16 protein-coding genes and 1 tRNA gene are annotated in these 17,077 nt (G+C 61.9%); 7 read left to right on the forward strand and 10 right to left on the reverse strand.

Features of this window, described 5'->3' with window-relative positions; all coding sequences use genetic code 11:
* Positions 1–59 precede the first annotated feature (59 nt).
* From AC1Z3V_RS23455 to AC1Z3V_RS23475, 5 genes are all read left to right on the forward strand, one after another.
* Entirely contained in the window at positions 60–611 is a 552-nt protein-coding gene (locus AC1Z3V_RS23455) for a YceD family protein (protein WP_429808631.1), read from the forward strand.
* Between the two features lie 201 nt (positions 612–812).
* Positions 813–1,871: a phosphate acyltransferase PlsX gene (gene plsX / locus AC1Z3V_RS23460; protein WP_483502037.1), complete on the forward strand. Its 1,059-nt coding sequence runs from the start codon at positions 813–815 to the stop codon at positions 1,869–1,871.
* 4 nt (positions 1,872–1,875) lie between these two features.
* The gene (locus tag AC1Z3V_RS23465; protein ID WP_483502039.1) at positions 1,876–2,847 is read left to right on the forward strand and encodes a beta-ketoacyl-ACP synthase III; all 972 of its coding nucleotides are present in this window, start codon (positions 1,876–1,878) and stop codon (positions 2,845–2,847) included.
* A 92-nt stretch (positions 2,848–2,939) separates the two neighbouring features.
* A complete protein-coding gene (locus AC1Z3V_RS23470; protein ID WP_113536913.1) occupies positions 2,940–3,278 on the forward strand; it encodes an integration host factor subunit alpha in 339 nt (112 codons plus the stop codon).
* 139 nt (positions 3,279–3,417) lie between these two features.
* Positions 3,418–3,954 carry a MerR family transcriptional regulator gene (locus tag AC1Z3V_RS23475; protein WP_057252555.1) on the forward strand — a complete coding sequence of 179 codons (537 nt, stop codon included), beginning with the start codon at positions 3,418–3,420 and terminating at the stop codon, positions 3,952–3,954.
* 304 nt (positions 3,955–4,258) lie between these two features.
* On the opposite strand, the gene AC1Z3V_RS23480 is transcribed toward AC1Z3V_RS23475, so the two are convergent.
* The 7 genes from AC1Z3V_RS23480 to AC1Z3V_RS23510 form a co-directional block, all read right to left on the reverse strand.
* Positions 4,259–4,423, reverse strand: a complete 165-nt coding sequence (locus AC1Z3V_RS23480; RefSeq protein ID WP_429808640.1) for a hypothetical protein — start codon at positions 4,421–4,423, stop codon at positions 4,259–4,261.
* A 244-nt stretch (positions 4,424–4,667) separates the two neighbouring features.
* Positions 4,668–4,744 (reverse strand) — tRNA-Pro (locus tag AC1Z3V_RS23485).
* Between the two features lie 214 nt (positions 4,745–4,958).
* The gene (locus tag AC1Z3V_RS23490; RefSeq protein WP_483502040.1) at positions 4,959–6,152 is read right to left on the reverse strand and encodes a glycosyltransferase; all 1,194 of its coding nucleotides are present in this window, start codon (positions 6,150–6,152) and stop codon (positions 4,959–4,961) included.
* 2 nt (positions 6,153–6,154) lie between these two features.
* Positions 6,155–7,399 (reverse strand): O-antigen ligase family protein, encoded by a 1,245-nt coding sequence (locus tag AC1Z3V_RS23495; protein ID WP_483502042.1) that lies wholly within the window; start codon positions 7,397–7,399, stop codon positions 6,155–6,157.
* Complete coding sequence (locus tag AC1Z3V_RS23500) at positions 7,396–8,958, reverse strand: undecaprenyl-phosphate glucose phosphotransferase (protein WP_483502044.1); 1,563 nt, start codon at positions 8,956–8,958, stop codon at positions 7,396–7,398. The genes AC1Z3V_RS23495 and AC1Z3V_RS23500 overlap by 4 nt, the downstream gene beginning before the upstream one ends.
* 59 nt (positions 8,959–9,017) lie before the next feature.
* On the reverse strand, positions 9,018–10,190 hold the full coding sequence (locus AC1Z3V_RS23505; protein WP_483502046.1) for a glycosyltransferase family 4 protein: 1,173 nt from the start codon (positions 10,188–10,190) through the stop codon (positions 9,018–9,020).
* Between the two features lie 5 nt (positions 10,191–10,195).
* Positions 10,196–10,771 carry a polysaccharide biosynthesis/export family protein gene (locus AC1Z3V_RS23510; protein WP_113536971.1) on the reverse strand — a complete coding sequence of 192 codons (576 nt, stop codon included), beginning with the start codon at positions 10,769–10,771 and terminating at the stop codon, positions 10,196–10,198.
* A gap of 204 nt (positions 10,772–10,975) precedes the next feature.
* Here AC1Z3V_RS23510 and AC1Z3V_RS23515 point away from each other — a divergent pair, with 204 nt between their 5' ends.
* Complete coding sequence (locus AC1Z3V_RS23515) at positions 10,976–13,165, forward strand: GumC family protein (RefSeq protein WP_483502048.1); 2,190 nt, start codon at positions 10,976–10,978, stop codon at positions 13,163–13,165.
* 69 nt (positions 13,166–13,234) lie between these two features.
* Here AC1Z3V_RS23515 and AC1Z3V_RS23520 read toward each other — a convergent pair whose 3' ends face one another.
* From AC1Z3V_RS23520 to AC1Z3V_RS23530, 3 genes are all read right to left on the reverse strand, one after another.
* Complete coding sequence (locus tag AC1Z3V_RS23520; RefSeq protein ID WP_483502050.1) at positions 13,235–14,479, reverse strand: GNAT family N-acetyltransferase; 1,245 nt, start codon at positions 14,477–14,479, stop codon at positions 13,235–13,237.
* A 154-nt stretch (positions 14,480–14,633) separates the two neighbouring features.
* A complete protein-coding gene (locus AC1Z3V_RS23525) occupies positions 14,634–15,374 on the reverse strand; it encodes a metallophosphoesterase family protein (RefSeq protein ID WP_483502052.1) in 741 nt (246 codons plus the stop codon).
* A gap of 142 nt (positions 15,375–15,516) precedes the next feature.
* A complete protein-coding gene (locus tag AC1Z3V_RS23530; protein ID WP_247957779.1) occupies positions 15,517–15,729 on the reverse strand; it encodes a DUF2842 domain-containing protein in 213 nt (70 codons plus the stop codon).
* Positions 15,730–15,901: 172 nt separating this feature from the next.
* On the opposite strand from AC1Z3V_RS23530, the gene AC1Z3V_RS23535 reads away from it, so the two are divergent.
* Entirely contained in the window at positions 15,902–17,005 is a 1,104-nt protein-coding gene (locus AC1Z3V_RS23535; RefSeq protein ID WP_483502053.1) for a COX15/CtaA family protein, read from the forward strand.
* Positions 17,006–17,077 lie beyond the last annotated feature (72 nt).

A 17,077-nucleotide genomic window follows, 5' to 3' on the forward strand; every position in this document is an offset into this window, starting at 1 on the left:
GCGACGGCTGCATTCGCGACTGGGCGGCATCAATCGCCCTGGCGAGGAAGGATCCGATCATGAAAGACGATGGCCAGCCGGCCTTCTCCTATCCGGTGAGGGTGGGACATATCTCGGCGAACGCTGTCAGCGTTAAGCTTTCCGCAAACGAGCGCGAGCGTGCGGCGCTCGCGCAGCTCTGGGGTGTCGACGATGTGCTGTCGCTCGGCGCTGACCTGCAAATCGCGCGCTGGAAGAAGGATGGCATCAAGATCAAGGGCGATGTCACGGCCCGCATCGTGCAAAGCTGCGTGGTGACGCTCGAGCCCGTCGAGGCCGACATCCACGAGCCGGTCGAAGTGATCCTGGTACCCGAGGGATCGCGGCTCGCCCGCCAGGCGAGCAACGACGGCGGCGAGATGATTCTCGACCCGGATGGTCCCGACATTCCCGACACCTTCACCGGTGACACGATCGATGCCGGCGTCGTCGTCAGTGAGCAGGTGGCGCTTGCGATCGATCCCTATCCGCGCAAGCCTGGCGCCACTTTCGGCGCGCGCATCGAGAGCACGGCAGCGGACGACAAGAAGCCGAACCCCTTTGCCGTTCTGAAGGACTGGAAAAAGGACTGAGGCTCTGAAAGCCTCCTCTACAATTCGGTTGTCACGCAAAGGAAAAGCAGTATTTTGGCCCCAAACCGGCCAAAAGAGCCGCGAAGCGATCTGCCGCGTGCTTGGCTCAAGCGTCAGAAGCAATATGTATCGTCATTGCGTCCCAGGTGAGTGCGCCACGACGGTACGTGTTGTGTGGCAGAAATGAAGGATAAGACACGCGTGGTCAGAATTTCACTTGACGTGATGGGTGGCGACTATGGTCCCGAAGTCGTCATCCCGGGCGCCGCAAGGGCGCTCGAACGTCATCCGGACATCAAGTTCGTGTTGTTCGGCATCGAGGCGCAATGCGCGAGCCTCCTGGAAAAATATCCGAAGCTCAAGGCCAGCAGCATTTTTCATGACTGCGAGATCGCCGTCGCGATGGACGAGAAGCCGAGCCAGGCGCTTCGCCGCGGCCGCGGAAAATCGAGCATGTGGAAGGCGATCGACGCGATCAACGCTGGCGAGGCGGATGTCGTCGTTTCGGCCGGCAATACCGGCGCGCTGATGGCCATGTCGGTCTTCTGTCTGCGCACGATGCAGGGGATCCAGCGTCCGGCGATCGCCGCCATCTGGCCGACGCTGAAGGGCGAAAGCATCGTGCTGGACGTCGGGGCGACGATCGGCGCGGATGCACAGCAACTTATGGACTTCGCGCTGATGGGCGGCGCCATGGCACGGGCGCTTTTCGAGATCGAACGGCCGACGGTTGGTCTTCTCAACGTCGGTGTCGAGGAAATCAAGGGACAGGAGGAGGTCAAGGAAGCTGGCCGCCTGATCCGTGAAGCCAATATCGACGGCTTTGACTATTACGGCTTCGTCGAGGGTGATGACATCGGCCGCGGAACGGTCGATGTGGTCGTGACCGAAGGTTTTTCCGGCAACATCGCGCTGAAGGCCGCCGAAGGCACCGCGCGCCAGATTGCCGAATATCTGCGCGCTGCAATGTCGCGCACCCTGCTTGCCAAGATCGGCTACATTCTGGCGAAGGGCGCATTCGATCGTCTGCGGGAGAAGATGGATCCCAGGAAGGTCAATGGCGGGGTATTCCTTGGCCTCAATGGCGTCGTGATCAAGAGCCATGGTGGTGCGGATGCCGAGGGTTTCGCAGCCGCGATCGATGTCGGCTACGACATGGTGAAGAATGGCCTGAAGTCGAAGATCGAGCTCGATCTGGCGAAGTACCATGGTGCGGAACCGCCCCAGGCCCTTTCCGCCGGCATGAATGATGAGGTTTGAATAGATGATCCGTTCCGTCGTTCGCGGCTTCGGCGCAGCCTTGCCGAAGCGCGTTGTTACCAACCAGGAGCTGGAATCCAAGGTCGATACGTCCGATGAGTGGATTGTGCAGCGCACGGGCATCCGGCAGCGCTACATCGCCGGCGAGGGCGAAACCACCGCGTCTCTTGGCGAAGGCGCTGCCCGCGCGGCCCTCGCCAATGCCGGGCTCACGCCTGACGATATCGACGTCATCATCCTGGCGACCTCGACACCGGACAACACCTTTCCGGCAACGGCCGTCAACATCCAGGATCGCCTTGGCATGCGCCATGGTGCAGCTTTCGACTTGCAGGCCGTCTGCTCCGGTTTCGTCTATGCGGTGACGACGGCCGACGCCTATATTCGCGGCGGGCTTGCCAAGCGCGTTCTGGTGATCGGCTCGGAGACGTTCTCGCGCATTCTCGACTGGACCGACCGGACGACCTGCGTGCTCTTCGGCGACGGCGCCGGTGCCATCATCCTGGAAGCCCAAGAGGGAGAGGGCACGAATGCCGACCGGGGCGTGCTGACGGCGAAGCTCCGCTCCGACGGTGCCCATCGCGACAAGCTCTATGTTGACGGCGGCCCTTCGACCACGGGCACGGTCGGCCATCTCAAGATGGAAGGCCGCGAAGTCTTCAAGCACGCGGTCGGCATGATCACCGACGTGATCGAGGCCGCTTTCGAGGCGACCGGAACGACCGCGGAAGATCTGGACTGGCTGGTACCGCACCAGGCCAACCGACGCATTATCGACGGCTCCGCCAAGAAGCTCGGCATCCCTCTCGACAAGGTTGTGGTGACGGTCGATCTGCATGGCAACACGTCTGCGGCCTCCATTCCGCTGGCCTTGAACGCGGCGGCAAGCGACGGGCGGATCAAGAAGGGTGACCTCGTCCTGCTCGAGGCCATGGGGGGTGGCTTCACCTGGGGCTCGGTGCTCCTCCGCTGGTAAAGAAATTGCTTAAGCAACAGGCGCTTGACCGCAAAAGGTAAGGGCAATAGTCTTCGGACGCTGATCGGCGTACCAGACGTTGGTGGGGGAAGATGAGCGGAAAAACAGTAACACGGGCGGACTTGGCTGAGTCGGTTTTTCGCAAGGTAGGTCTGTCGCGGACAGAGTCTGCCGAACTGGTGGAAACCGTCATTGACGAAATATGCAACGCAATCGTGCGTGGCGAGAGCGTGAAGCTGTCTTCTTTCGCGACTTTTCAGGTCCGCGACAAGAACGAGCGCATCGGGCGAAACCCGAAGACCGGCGAGGAAGTGCCGATCTCGCCGCGGCGTGTCATGACCTTCAAGGCGTCCAACGTGCTCAAGCAACGGGTGCTGAAGGCCCATCTTAGCCGCAGGGCCAAGCAGAAGCCGGTATCTCCCGTCGCGTGAAGTCACGGCGTCAGCCACAAATGTGGTTGAAAACCCATCCATAAGCCGTTGAAATGGACCTGATTCGTGCCATCATCGGTATGATATCGGTTCATTGCGGCTTGCGAGCGTGAGTCGCGTGACATGGATTGGGAGCCACATGGAAAAGAGCCCGGACGCTTTCCGCACCATCAGTGAGGTCGCCGACGATCTCGATCTGCCGCAGCATGTTCTGCGCTTCTGGGAAACCCGTTTCCAGCAGATCAAGCCGATGAAGCGCGGCGGCGGTCGACGGTATTACCGACCCGAGGATGTCGATCTCCTGAAGGGTATCCGGCACCTGCTCTATGACCACGGCTACACAATCAAGGGCGTGCAGAAGCTCTTGAAGACCAACGGCAACAAGTTCGTTGCCGCCATTGCCAGCGGTGATCTCGCGACCGTCGAGGCGCTTGCGGCATCGAGCAACGAGGAACCGGCGCCGCCCAAGGCCGGCGTTTCGGAGGAGGACCAGATCGTCGGCCGCGCCAAGGCGCCGGCGAGCCGCCGCTTCTTCTCATTTGGCGGCGGCAGCGACGACGTGCCGGAAATCTCTCTCGGCAAATCGTCGTCTGTCGGCAAGGAAGATCGCGCCCTGCTTCAGGAGGCGCTCTACGATCTCCTGGAATGCAAGCGCCTGCTCGACCAGGTGCGCTGAGGCCGTCTGCGATCGCCTGCGAGGCGCATGCCTGGGTTGACAACGCGCAACGCTTTGATGGCCTTAAAGAAATTCAGTGGTAACGCAGGCGTGGCGCTTGCGCGGTTGTGGGACGCATTGCTGCCAACCAGCCGGAGCTATCGGCGAACATTCGTTCGATCGTCGGGCTGGGAGATTGGCGGGCGGCCCGCACCCAAGTGCTTCGGCCCTGGGCAAGAGGGCAACCCACCGATGCATGGACGCGAGCGATTGAGGGGCGCCTCACTGGGCTCGCGTTCTGTCGCTTACCCTACGGTGCCGCGTTTTAGTAGGACATACGGAAACCACCGGGGCTCGATGCGGAAACATCAGGCTGCGGATAGGGGCCGGTCCACTGCGCGTAGGTTGTGTTGGTCGAACCGGACGTCGCGCATCCGGACAGGGTCAGGACGACGAGTGCGGCCACGGCCATCAGAGATTTAAGAGGCATGGTTTTCTCCTATGAGGGGAGGCTCCAGGCCTCAAGGGCCAGTACCAAACTGTCCCTCAAATCGGTTGTGATGGCAAGCTCACGTTGCGTTAGGGACAACGTTTCGAGCGACGCGATTTCAGGTTTGGTGAAGGTTCAATCGCGCCTGGAGGGACGCATCTGCTTGGAAACGCATAGAAGTCTGCGGCAGCCGACGTTTGGCAGCACCGATGGCATAATATTCAAATTGAGATTTTGGAGAAAATGGTCGGAGCGGCGGGATTCGAACCCACGACCCCTTGACCCCCAGTCAAGTGCGCTACCGGGCTGCGCTACGCTCCGAACCGAGGAAATCCCTATATAACCAGCGCTTAGAGCGCAAGCGGGAAAATGCGGCCTGGATCGAAAAAGGAACAAACGGCGTGGAAAAGCATGTGCGGGAACAGAAAAGTCCCACGGACGTGCCACGAGATGCTCTGCATCAATGCAGCCACTTTGCGCCCGCCAGCTGGTTCCCCGCATGCGAGTCGCAGCTCTCGGCCCTTCGATTCGGCCGCTACTCCGCCGGCTGAAGGATTGCGGGCACGCGGCGTCTGATGGCCGTCCTCTTATAGAGCGTCTCCGTTTGATCAAGCATCACATCGAGGGTGAAGCGTTGTTTCCGGCTCCGCGCGACGGCAGACAGCTTTTCGAAAGTCTCCGCTGCGGCTGCCTTGACCATCGTCTTCGCGAGCAGTGACGTGTCGTCGCTGTTCGGCAGGATGAAGCCGTTCTGGCCATCCTCGATGACCGTGCGGGCACCGCCGATATCGGTGGCGATGATCGGTTTGCCGGCGGCCGCCCCTTCCAGCATCACATAGGACATGGCTTCGTAGCGGCTCGGCATGACCAGAACATCGAAAGCCGGTGCGGCCTGTGGTCCGGTGAAGGCCGAGGTCAGGTGCATGCGGTTTTGCAGTCCGCTTTCGGCGATCGCCATGCGCAAGGTCCCTTCGAGTTCACCGGCGCCGACCATCACCAGATGACTATTGTTCACCGAAGCGGCGACGCTCTTGAAGGCGGCGATGAGGCGCTCCGGCGCCTTTTGCGCCGAAAGTCGACCGATGAAGCCGAAGACGAAGGCATCCGGCGCGATCCCGAAGCTGGCGCGAATCGTTTGCGCCATGTCGCATGAGGGCGGGGCAACGCCGTTGACGATCACCGACGTCCGATCCTCGGGCATATATAGCGATAGGGCGTGACGGTATTCGTCTTCGGAAACGCAGATGAGCCGGTCGGTGAAAAAGCGGGCAAGGCCCCATTCTATCGTGCCATAGATCAGCCGGCCGCCGCGGCCGAGCCTGGGATCGAGGGTCCGAAAGGCGTGTGGGGTATAGAGGCGGGGAATGTGCGGACCGGGAAGTCGGATCCGCGTCAGCGCGCCGGCCTTGGAGCTGTGGCCATGGATGATGTCGAAGCCGCCGCCGCGAATGATGCGCCGCAGTTCGAGGAAGGAAGCTAGATCCCACGGACCCGGCGCCCGCTTCATGTTGACGGCGTGGATAGCCGGCAGGCCGACTGCCTTCAACTCGCGCACGAAACCTTCCTCAGCGCGCACCGGCGAATAGATCGCCTCCACATGATGCCCGCGTTGGTGCATGCCACGGCAGAGGTCGAGAAAGTGTCGGCCCGAGCCGCCACCGCTTGGTTCCAGAACCTGAAGGAGGCGCAAGGGGAGGGCCGGTCGCCGGCCCGGAACGAAGTGTTCCATGATCAGGAGCTCCAGCCGGCACGCGTTTGCCGGCGATGGCGATATTCGAGGGCGGCACATCCCCAGATGATTCCGAGGAGTAGGTAGAAATGGCGCCAGTGATCGGTGTCGATGACGTTGCCAACGCCGACGTGGCCGAGGACGGCGACCCAGGCAATCATCAGGTAGGTTTGCCAGGGGCGGTTGAGCAGCAGGAAGCGGAAGCCGAGTGAAAGCGTCCAGATGATGAGCGTCACATAGCTGATGAAGCCGAGCCAGCCATAGGACGTCAGCGACTTCAGCCATACGTTGTGCTCGTCTTCCGGGAAGATCGTGCTGAAGACCATGGGGCCGATGCCGAGAGGCTTCTCCATCGACATCAGAAAACCCAGGCGATGGCGATCGAAACGGCCGAGGTGCCCGCCGTCATAATCCTGTACGAGCTGCGATCGGCTGGAAAAGAGCGTTGCGACCTGCTCGAATTGGAGGGCGGCGAGAAGCGCGCCGACGACCAGGAGTGCGCCCACGAGCGCCAGGACGAGGATCCTGAGACGAAAGAGGCCGCCGCGTTCCCTAAGCAGCATGACGAAGACGAAGGCGACGACGCAGAAGAGGTTGAGCGCCCAGGCGGCACGCGAAAACGACAGGAAGACACCGAGGACGAGGATCAGCAATGCGGCTATCTTCGGCGGCGCCTTCTGGATCGGCTGCGTCAGGATGCCGTGAATCAGATACATGGCCGGCACCGAGAGAAACGGGCCGAATACGTTCGGGTCCTGAAAGGCACCCTTGGCGCGACCGTAGAGCGTGAAGTTCTCCGCGCCGGGAACGGCGCCGAAATAGCCGAGGATGCCGAGCAGCGCGGTAATGATGGCCGCGACCGTCCACGCATTGAAGATGAGCCTCAGCCGCTCATGACGGTCTTCTATGATCGCAGCATAGAAGATCGACGACAGCGCAAGAAAGCCGGAAACCGCCATGTACATCGGCCCCTTGCTCAGGTCGATCATGACCGTCAAGGAGAGAATGCCGCCCACCATGAACAGCGTCAGAAGCGTGAGCAGGGGCGCGATGCTCCGTGAAATCTTGAGACCGAAGAGCGCCCAGAGACCGATGAGTGCGACGAGGAACAGTTCGTAGGGCGCGGGCTCGAAGATGACGAAGCCGGAAAGAAACACGGCGAACGCCACCAGGCCCGAGCCGAGCAGCGAGAGCGCTGCAAGCTGGGGACGAGCGATCGGAAACCGGCCTGTCTCGACGGCGCTCAATAGGCGTTCTCGGTGTTGAGGAGACGGAATGGCGTCAGGAACAGGATCCTGAGATCGAAGAGCAGCGACCAGTTTTCGATATAGTAGAGGTCGAAGGCCGTGCGCAGGCGGATCTTCTCGTCATTGTCGATCTCGCCGCGCCAGCCATTGATCTGCGCCCAGCCGGTGACGCCGGGCTTGACGCGATGGCGCGCGAAATAGCCTTCGACGACGTCGGAATAGGTCCGGTTCTGGGTCTGTGCCAGCACGGCGTGCGGGCGCGGCCCCACGAGCGACAGTTCGCCTTTCAGCACGTTGAAAATCTGCGGCAACTCATCGATCGACGACTTGCGGATGAAGCGTCCGACCGGCGTTACGCGAGGGTCGCCCCTGGTCACGGCGTTGCGTGCCGAGTGGTCGCTCATATGCGTGTACATCGAGCGGAACTTGTAGACCTCGATCGTCTCGTTGTTGAAGCCGTGCCGCTTCTGCTTGAAGATGATCGGGCCGGGAGAGCTGGCTTTGACGGCAATGGCGGCGCCCAGCATGATCGGCCAAAGGAGCACCAGCGCGACCAGACTGAAGAAGATGTCGAAGCCGCGCTTGGCGACCGAGTCCCAGTCGGCGATCGGCTTGTCGAAAATGTCGAGCATGGGCACGTCGCCGACATGGGAGTAGCTGCGCGGTCGGAAGCGCAGATTGTTGGCGTGGGCGGCGAGCCGGATGTCGACCGGCAGGATCCAGAGCTTCTTGAGGAGCTCGAGAATGCGCTTTTCGGCCGTCAGCGGCAGCGAGATGATCAGCATGTCGATGCGCGCCAGGCGCGCGAACTCCACGAGTTCGTTGACCGTTCCAAGTTTCGGATAACCGGCGATGACGTTGGGCGAACGCCGCTCGTCGCGATCGTCGAAAATGCCGCAGATACGGATGTCGTTGTCGGGTTGATCCTCAAGCGTGCGGATCAGGTCCTTCGCCGGCTGGCCGCCGCCAACGACGACGGCGCGCCGTTCCATCGTGCCGTTGCGGGCCCAGTGACGGATGGAATAGGCGATGAAGGCGCGTTCCGCGAGGAGAAAGAGCGCGCCACCGACAAACCAGCCGCCGAACCAGACACGGGAATACTGGTGGCCGGATTTCAGGAAGAAGAGGGCGATGGCGATGCCACCAAAGGCGACCGCCCAGGCCGCGAGAATACGCGGCATCACGCGCAGCCAGGCACGCAGAGCCGGGATCTGGTAGGTATCGGCAATCTGCATCGCGGCAACCGCCAGAGCCGAGCCCCCCACCAGGATCGCCAGATAGAGCGGCAAGTGGTCGAAGCCTGGCTGAACATAGAGTGCGTTGATCGCGTAGCCGATGGCAAAGAGTGCGCTGAACTCGAACAGCCGCATCAGCCCCATGATCATGGTCGGCGAATAGGTGTCGGCCCGGAACTGTTCGGCGATTTGGCGTGCCAGCGGGTTGAGTTCCGCGGTCGGCCCGTCGCTCGGCATCTCGCCGGGTGCACGGGCGCGGATCTCCGAAATCTTCTTGCGAAGCACTTCCGGATCGAATGAACCCGGGCGATCAATCTTGTTCATGGCTGTCTTCCGGCGCTGAAGTTCCTCCGCCCGGATAGCAGAAAGCCACTAAGAAACGCTTACGTTGTAGATGGCACGCTATCCGTGGATGGCTGGTAACGGCACAATTCCCGATAGAGGTCCAACATCTCGGACGACATGACCGAAGCGGCGAAGCGGGATTTGAACGTGTTCGGCTCAGGCATGACCCGCATCGCCCAGTCCTTTTCGCTGATCGAGCGCGCCATGATGGTGGCCAGCGATTGGACGTCGGCCGGTTCTGCAAGCGCGCCGCTGTCGAGCCCAAGTATCTCCGGGATGCCGCCGACACGGCTGGCGATGACCGGTTTTCTCGCCGCGAGCGCTTCGAGGACGATATAGGGCATGGACTCAGCGCGCGAGGGAACGACGACGTTGCGCGCCAGCGTAAATGCTTCGCGGGTCTTCATGGCCGGCTGCATCTTGATGCGGCGGCTGAGGCCCTGCTGCAGCATCAGTTCGCCATATTCCTGCTGTTGCGGGCCGTCGCCGATCATCAATGCGGACAGGGGTCGTCCGACGAGGCGTTCGGTCCGCGCGAAGGCCTCTACAAACAAATCGGGACCCTTCAGGTCCCGCATCATGCCGATATAGAGAAAATCGGCCGCATCCGGCCGGGGGGAGATCACTTCGAACTCCCCGTCGTCTATGCCGTTGTAGATCAGTTCGTGCCGGACGTGTGGCGCCCCGACTTTGGTGAAGTAGGTCTGGCGTTCGAAGTCGCAGACGAAAACGAGGGCATCCGCCAGCCGCTCCTGGACCCGTTCCAGCGGGAAGACGAGCCGGCCGATCAGGGAGCGGCGGCGATAGTGGAGGCTCCCTCCGTGCGGTGAATAGAGGCGGGCTACGCGATACCTGTTGACCCGCAAGGCTGAACCGATGAGGCGGGCTATGGCGCCACCCTTGGCGCCGTGCCCATGCAACACATCCGGTCGCAAACTTCTGATTTCCTTGTAGCCACGCCACAGCGCGGCAAAATCCGACGGCCCGATCGAGCGGTGAATCGGCATGCGGACGAGGCCGAGCGCCAGGTAGGGCCGGATCTCATCGAACAGTGAATCCTCGTGGCTACCCCCGGTGGTGCTGTCGCAGAGAATGCCGACCTCGTGGCCGGCGCGAGCGTGCGCCTCGGCGAGATCGCGCACATGGCGGAAAATTCCGCCGACCGGCGACCTGAAACAATGAATGATGCGCAGGGGACGCTGTGGCTGCATCGAGATCAGAACAGCCGTTCGCGGATGTAGATCGTATCGCCGGCGAGAACCGCGTCGGTGATCGGAACCCGGCCAGTGATGATGCGGCCGTTTATCTTCCGGGTAATGTCGGCGTTGGATTGATTGGCGCGCGGCGAGAAACCGCCAGCGACCGCAATCGCATTCTGCACGGTCATCCCTGGCACATAGGCATATTGTCCAGCCTGGCCGACTTCGCCCATGATGAAGACCGAACGGTAGCGATCGACCTCGATCGTCACGTCGGGGTCGCGCAGGTATCCCTGGCGCAACTTGGCGGCGATCATGCCTTCGAGCTCGGGCAGAGTCTTGCCGCGCGAGGCGACCGTGCCGATCAGCGGGAAGGCGACATATCCGGCCTGATCGACCGTATAGGTGCCGCTGAGGCCCGCCTGTTCGAAGACGTTGATGCGCAGGCGATCGCCGCTGTCGAGGCGATAGGGTTGGATGGTGGCTTCGCTGAAAGCCTTCGGCGCCGGCTGATAGCTTGTGCAACCGCTGAGCAACATCGACAGCACTGCCGCCGTGATCGCGAGACCCGTCTTGATAGCTGCGGTTGACATGCGGTTCATAGGCTCCGGAAACGACCCACCTTTTCAGACGTTATCGAACCGTTAGGGTTAATAGCCGGTAAACTCGCGGTAGAATTTTTGCGATGTATCGCTGTGGCGGAGAGGGGGCTATCGTCCGGAAGTTGATCCCATTAACCCTTGCGTTACCATGTTCCTTTACCCTCCGGCAAAATTTGAAGGTTCGGAGCCAGTAGCATGTCGGGAAGCGGCAGCGGTCAACAGGATGTGGATATCGATCTCGGCGGCCTGTTTCGCGCCGTCTGGGATCGGCGCGTCAAGGTGCTGCTCGCAACCGCCGGTGTGGCGGCACTCGCCTTCGGTGCCACGAAGATGATTGCTCCGGACTATCAGAGCGAAACCCGCGTGCTCATTGAATCCCGTGAGCCGGAGTTCAGCGGCCCGAACCAGGCCTCGCAGGCCGGGGCCGATCGCGTCTTCGACGAGTCCGGCATCTTGAGCCAGGTGCAGGTGCTCCGCTCCGCCGACCTCATCAAGCAGGTTGCGCGCAACATGAAGCTCTATGAGCTCAAGGAATTCGATCCGTCGGCTGCGCCCTCGGCGCTTTCGGATCTTCTCGTCATGCTCGGCCTAAAGAAGAACCCCTTGGAAATGCCACCCGAGGAGAGGGTGCTCAAGGAATTCAACGACAAGCTCCAAGTCTATCAGGTCGAGAAGTCACGCGTGATCGCGATCAGCTTCACTTCGAAGGATCGGCAGCTTGCGGCCGCGGTTCCGAACGAGATGGCGAAGGTCTACCTTGCGCTCCAAAGCGGCGCGAAGCTCGACACCAACTCCGAGGCCACCCGTTGGCTCGAGCCGGAGATCGCCAATCTGCGCGAGAAGGTGCGGGATGCGGAGGCAAAAGTTGCCGCCTACCGCGCATCGTCCGATCTGTTGCCGACGGGCGAGACGACAAATTTCGCGACACGGCAACTGACGGATATCTCGACCGAGCTGGCCCGCGTGCGCGGTGAACGTGCCAACGCGGAAGCGCGGGCTGCCGGCGTGCGCTCCGCACTTGCGAGCGGCCGGGCACCGGACACGATCACCGACGTCGTCGGGTCGCAGATGATCCAGCGGCTCAAGGAGACCGAGGCAAACCTGCAGGCACAGGTCGCCGATCTTTCGACCACGTTGCTTGACGGTCATCCGCGCCTTAAGGCGCTGAAGTCGCAACTTGAAGGCATCCGCGGACAGATTCGCACGGAGACGCGCAAGATCCTGACGAGCCTCGAGAACGAGGCGAAGGTCGGCGAGCTGCGTGAACAGCAGCTCGTCCAGCAACTCAACGCTTTGAAGGCTCAGTCCGCACAGGCGGGCGAGGAAGAGGTAGGCCTGCGCGCGCTCGAGCGCGAAGCGACTGCCCAGCGGCAGCTGCTCGAGACCTATCTTGCCCGTTACCGGGAGGCGACGTCGCGCACGGTCGAGAATGCGACACCGGCCGATGCACGTGTGATTTCAAATGCAGTGGTCCCGACGAGCGCCAGCTTCCCGAAGGTGCTGCCGATCACGATCGTTGCCGCTCTTGCGACGTTCCTGTTGAGCTGCGTCGTGATCATGCTCGGCGAACTGTTCAGTGGCCGGGCGCTGCGGCCGGTCTCGGTAACCGGCGAGCGGCTGGCACCGGTTCGCCCGCGGCCAGCCCTGGCTGCAAGCGCCGCCGACATCCCGATCGTTGCCGCGGACACCTCGCCCGACGTAGCGCCCGTAGCCGATGGTGACGCTGTCGACCTGCTGCCCGCGGTGCAAACGTCGGATGCGGATGCGGACGCCGCGGAAGCAGCCGCCGAACCGGATTTCTCGATCGAAGCGGTGGCGGAACATCTGCGCGCCACCGGCGTGCGCGTCGCGATTTCGGTGTCGCCGGGCGGAGACGAAGGATCGACCGCAACGGTGATGCTGGCACGCCTTCTGGCCGAGGATGGCGTGAAGGTCGTGCTGATCGACCTGACCGGCTCGGCCTGCCCGACGCGCCTGATGGCGCGCTCGCCGCAGCTTCCCGGCATTACCAACCTTCTGGCGGGTGAGGTGCCCTTCACCGATACCATTCATGCCGACCGCTTCTCCGACGCCCACATCATCCCCCAGGGCGATGCCGACCCGCGGCAGGCGATGCGTGGCATCGAACGGCTGAAGATGATCATCGACGCCCTGACCAACGCCTATGATCTCGTTCTGGTCGAGTGTGGTCCGGCCGACGAAATGGCTGTCGAGAAGATTGCCGGACGCGATGGCGCAGAGATCATCCTCTCGGCACCGTCGGTCAGCGATGAACGCATCGTCGAGGTTCTGACCGGCTTTGGTGCCGCTGGCTATCGCGACATCGTCCTCATGACCGGGCAGGCAGAGACCGATCCGGATTATCCCGACCGGGATGCCGCCTGACGGAGGGCGGCGTGCCGACCGCGCGTAATCAACGCGGTCCGCACGGTTGCGACGCTGCTGTCCAGCCCCTCAGTCGGGGATGCTTTGTGAATTGACTTTGCCTTGTCTGAACCGCCTCGCTCGCTGCAGGCGAGCGTAAACCGCCTTGTTCGACTTCGCTACAGCCTTTGCCCGCACGACGAGGTGATGGCGCAGGACAGCAAGGCGCCCCCAAAACGTCACCGGTAACGCAATGTCACGCAACGGCGTCTCGATCGTGCACCAGGATCGCTTGTAGGGTTGGTCGCCGACGCCGAAATCGAACAGGCGCAGGCCTTGCGTCGAGAGGCGCTCGATCATCCGATAGAACAACAACTCACCCGGGCTTGCATCGCCCGCCAGCGCCTCGTCGATCGAGCCGAATTGACAGATGACATGGTCGCCTTTCAGTGAAAGCCCGGCGACGGCAACCACCTGCCCGTCATGTTCACCCTTGAGCCGGATGGCGTTCAACTGCATGAGCTGTGGATCGCCATCCTGGTCGGAGGCAAGCGCATGGAAGAAGGCCTGTGTCTCGGTGTCCTTAAAGACATCGGGCAGACCGAGTGTTGCGAAGCGTGCCGCCTTCTGCCGGAAGAAGGTGTCGAGCAGCGCCTGCGTTTCGCCGGCAGTTCGGGCGATCACATAGTCGTAGCCGCCCATTTCCACCAAGCGTCGCTCGGAGATGCGCATCTTCTTGCGGCGGCGCTTGGCGTTGATCTGGGCCAGCGTGAGCTGGATGCTGCCGAGGAGGGGGAGCTGGAACGAAGAATTGGGATTTGCGACGCCAGGGAGTGCGGCGAAGGGGCTGACGCTGCCGCGCCACTCGCTTGGTGTCCGTTCGATCATGAGGACATCGGCGAAGCCGAGTAGCGCCCTTGTGATGTCTCCGGCCAAGGCTTGGGCCAGCGCCGGCGTCATCGCCGCCGAGACATCGGCGGCAAAGAGCCCGGTGTTGAGGTTGCTGTGTTCCGTTCCGATCAGACGGGCGCTCCGAAACAGGCGCCCGCGACTGAGTTCCAACGGCAGAATGAGGAGAAGCTCGCCATCGAGCGCTACGCGCAGCAGCAAGAGATCGCTGCCGTGGGTTTCCGCCCAGGCACGGCACCAGTCGTAGGCGTGATGCAGCGAATTGCCGGCGAGGCTGTCGAGTGCACGCCACTCGGCCTCCAGCGGCTCCATGGTGCGATGGATCGAAATCGCGAAGCGGCTCGCAGCATCGGTCGGACCGACACGCGTGGAAGCATGCGGGCGACGGTCGCCGGAGCCTTCCATGGTGAGGTCGGAGTTCGTCATCGAAGGTGCCATCCGGTCCCTGTTGCCGAGTGATTGAACCTCAAGTCCGCTACGATCCGTTTAATGCGGGAATTCTTATGAACTGCTTTGGAGAATAACCGGGGAATGCGGTTAGCAAAGCGTGAAACGAGCGGGCATCTCGTGACCCAACCGATCAATCGAGAAAACCCGTGGCCAATGCCTTTGCCCATTCCAGCCGGTTGCGGCTGGCTGCGAGCCGGGACATCGCCATCCAATCATAGGGAACGTTGCGGAAGGTGACACCCCACCCTGCCGCCGATTGTTCGATGATCGCGTAGCGCGCATGCGGAGAGCCCGCCTCGACCTTGTGCGGCACGGGCTGGTCGTCGACATAGCCGGGGCAGCCGACGCTGCCGGGATTGACGACGAGGCGTCCGTCGGAGAGGCGGACGGCGCGTTGGATGTGGGTGTGACCGCAGAGGATCACCGGATAGTCGATACCGTCGGCCAAAGCCTCGATCGCTGAATGCGCCGCCATGTGGACGATGCCACCAGGGCTCAGAGCCTCGAGCCAATAGGCCTCGTCGTTTTCCGGCGTCGCATGGCACAGGAAGGCCGTGTCTTTGTAAACCAGCGTCGCGGGCAAAGTGGCGAGCCATTCGCGGTGTCGCGGCTGCAATTCATCGTGAGCGGCGCGGTCGGACAACCCCATGTGCAGGGGATCGACAGTCAGCAGATAGCGATCGTGATTGCCGCGGATCGACGGCATCGGCCGCTCGATCAGGATGTCGGCGGTGCGGGCGGCATTGAGCGGGCCGCTCAGGTGATCGCCAAGATTGACGATGTCGCGAATACCCAGCGCATCGATGTCGGCGAGCACCGCTTCAAGTGCGAGATCGTTGCCGTGGATATCGGAAATGACCGCAAGTCTCATCAGTGACCTCTTCGATGTGCGCGACGCCTACAGCGCCGCGCGTCTTTTAAGACGCGCAAAGGTCGCTGTAGCACTTTGATTTACTGCATGTCTTCGTCCTTAAATCGAGGTCGATTTAAGGACGAAGACATGCAGTAGGGGATCAGCGATCCTTGGCGGGCTTTTCCATCCATTTGATGATCAGCATGGCTGGCAATATCCAGAGCAGGCCGGTGAAGAAGAAATAGGCCAGATGCACCCACCACGGCGATGCGCCGAGCAGCAGCGAGGCGAAGGTGACGGCGGCAAGCGCATAAACGACGACGAGGATGATGATCAGGATCGTGCCGATCAGCTTTCTGAGGCGTACGGGCATTTCACTTCTTTCACGTGGCTTACATGGGCAAGGTGGCCGCGACCGCATGCCGCAAAGGTTTCGGCCTTGTTTTGCATGCCGCTCTGGTGCAAATCAACGGCTTTCCGAGAGGTGCGACCGTTGATCCGTCCGGTCGCTCCGCCGACAACCCTGCGATACCAGAGGGAAAATGATGGCCGGCGTCGAATTGGCGACAGAACAGATGCTTAGAAACGAGATCAGCAGGACCGACCGTAACCGGCGGCAAATCCGCGGCTGGCTGGCGGTGGTGCTTTTCACCCTCTTTGCGCTCGTGCTTGTCGGTGGTGCAACACGCCTTACGGAATCGGGCCTGTCGATCACCGAATGGAAGCCGATCCATGGCGTCATCCCGCCGCTTTCGGCCGAAGAGTGGGAAGAAGAGTTCCAACTCTACCAGCGCATTCCGCAATATCAGCAGATGAACAACGGCATGACGGTCGACGAATTCAAGACGATCTTCTGGTGGGAATGGGCGCACCGGCTGCTGGCCCGCACCATCGGCTTGATCTTCGCCCTGCCGCTCGCGTTCTTCTGGTTGACCGGGCGGGTCGAGCGTAAGCTCCGGATGCCGCTTCTCGGCATCCTCGCGCTCGGCGGCTTTCAAGGCTTCATCGGATGGTGGATGGTTTCCTCCGGCCTCGTCGAGCGCACCGAGGTCAGCCAGTACCGGTTGGCCACGCACCTCGTCATCGCCTGTTTGATTTTCGCCTCTTGTATGTGGATCTTCCGCGGGCTCAGTCCGCATTCGAATGATGTCGCGCCCACCGACCGTTCACGCAAGATGGCAATGATCATCGCGATCTTCAGCCTGTTCCAGATCTATCTGGGCGCGCTCGTCGCCGGCCTCGATGCCGGCTTCAGCTACAATACCTGGCCGCTGATGGATGGTGCGATCGTCCCGCAGGATCTGTTCCTGCAGCAACCCTGGTGGATCAATCTCTTCGAGAACCCGAAGACGGTGCAGTTCGTTCACCGCATCGGCGCCTATGTGCTGTTCTCCTTCGCGCTGATGCACATGATCGCTTCATTGAGGGCTGCCCCGGAAACCACACATGCACGGCGCGCGGTGCTTCTGTTCCTGCTCGTCTCGGCCCAGGCGGCCATTGGTATCACCACGCTGGTGTTGCAGGTGCCGATCGGCTGGGGCGTGTTGCACCAGGGCGGCGCTCTAGTCGTGCTCGGCTTCGCCGTCGCCCACTGGCGCGGATTCTACGGCGAATATCCGCGGCCGACGGCGATCGAGTATCGCGACTGACGTTCGCACCGAAGCGATGAATCAGAAGACCCCGGCGAGCCGCTCGCCGGGGTCTTCTGATTTTCAAGTGAA

This window comes from Ensifer sp. 38_S197 (assembly GCF_056924495.1).

Coding starts and splice junctions, on each gene's coding strand:
- AC1Z3V_RS23505 (WP_483502046.1), bottom strand. CDS start 10,190: ATGCAGCCACAGCGTCCCCTGCGCATCATTCATTGTTTCAGGTCGCCG.
- AC1Z3V_RS23475 (WP_057252555.1), top strand. CDS start 3,418: ATGGAAAAGAGCCCGGACGCTTTCCGCACCATCAGTGAGGTCGCCGAC.
- AC1Z3V_RS23530 (WP_247957779.1), bottom strand. CDS start 15,729: ATGCCCGTACGCCTCAGAAAGCTGATCGGCACGATCCTGATCATCATC.
- AC1Z3V_RS23490 (WP_483502040.1), bottom strand. CDS start 6,152: ATGGAACACTTCGTTCCGGGCCGGCGACCGGCCCTCCCCTTGCGCCTC.
- AC1Z3V_RS23470 (WP_113536913.1), top strand. CDS start 2,940: ATGAGCGGAAAAACAGTAACACGGGCGGACTTGGCTGAGTCGGTTTTT.
- AC1Z3V_RS23500 (WP_483502044.1), bottom strand. CDS start 8,958: ATGAACAAGATTGATCGCCCGGGTTCATTCGATCCGGAAGTGCTTCGC.
- AC1Z3V_RS23480 (WP_429808640.1), bottom strand. CDS start 4,423: ATGCCTCTTAAATCTCTGATGGCCGTGGCCGCACTCGTCGTCCTGACC.
- AC1Z3V_RS23465 (WP_483502039.1), top strand. CDS start 1,876: ATGATCCGTTCCGTCGTTCGCGGCTTCGGCGCAGCCTTGCCGAAGCGC.
- AC1Z3V_RS23520 (WP_483502050.1), bottom strand. CDS start 14,479: ATGACGAACTCCGACCTCACCATGGAAGGCTCCGGCGACCGTCGCCCG.
- AC1Z3V_RS23535 (WP_483502053.1), top strand. CDS start 15,902: ATGGCCGGCGTCGAATTGGCGACAGAACAGATGCTTAGAAACGAGATC.
- AC1Z3V_RS23525 (WP_483502052.1), bottom strand. CDS start 15,374: ATGAGACTTGCGGTCATTTCCGATATCCACGGCAACGATCTCGCACTT.
- AC1Z3V_RS23510 (WP_113536971.1), bottom strand. CDS start 10,771: ATGTCAACCGCAGCTATCAAGACGGGTCTCGCGATCACGGCGGCAGTG.
- AC1Z3V_RS23515 (WP_483502048.1), top strand. CDS start 10,976: ATGTCGGGAAGCGGCAGCGGTCAACAGGATGTGGATATCGATCTCGGC.
- AC1Z3V_RS23455 (WP_429808631.1), top strand. CDS start 60: ATGAAAGACGATGGCCAGCCGGCCTTCTCCTATCCGGTGAGGGTGGGA.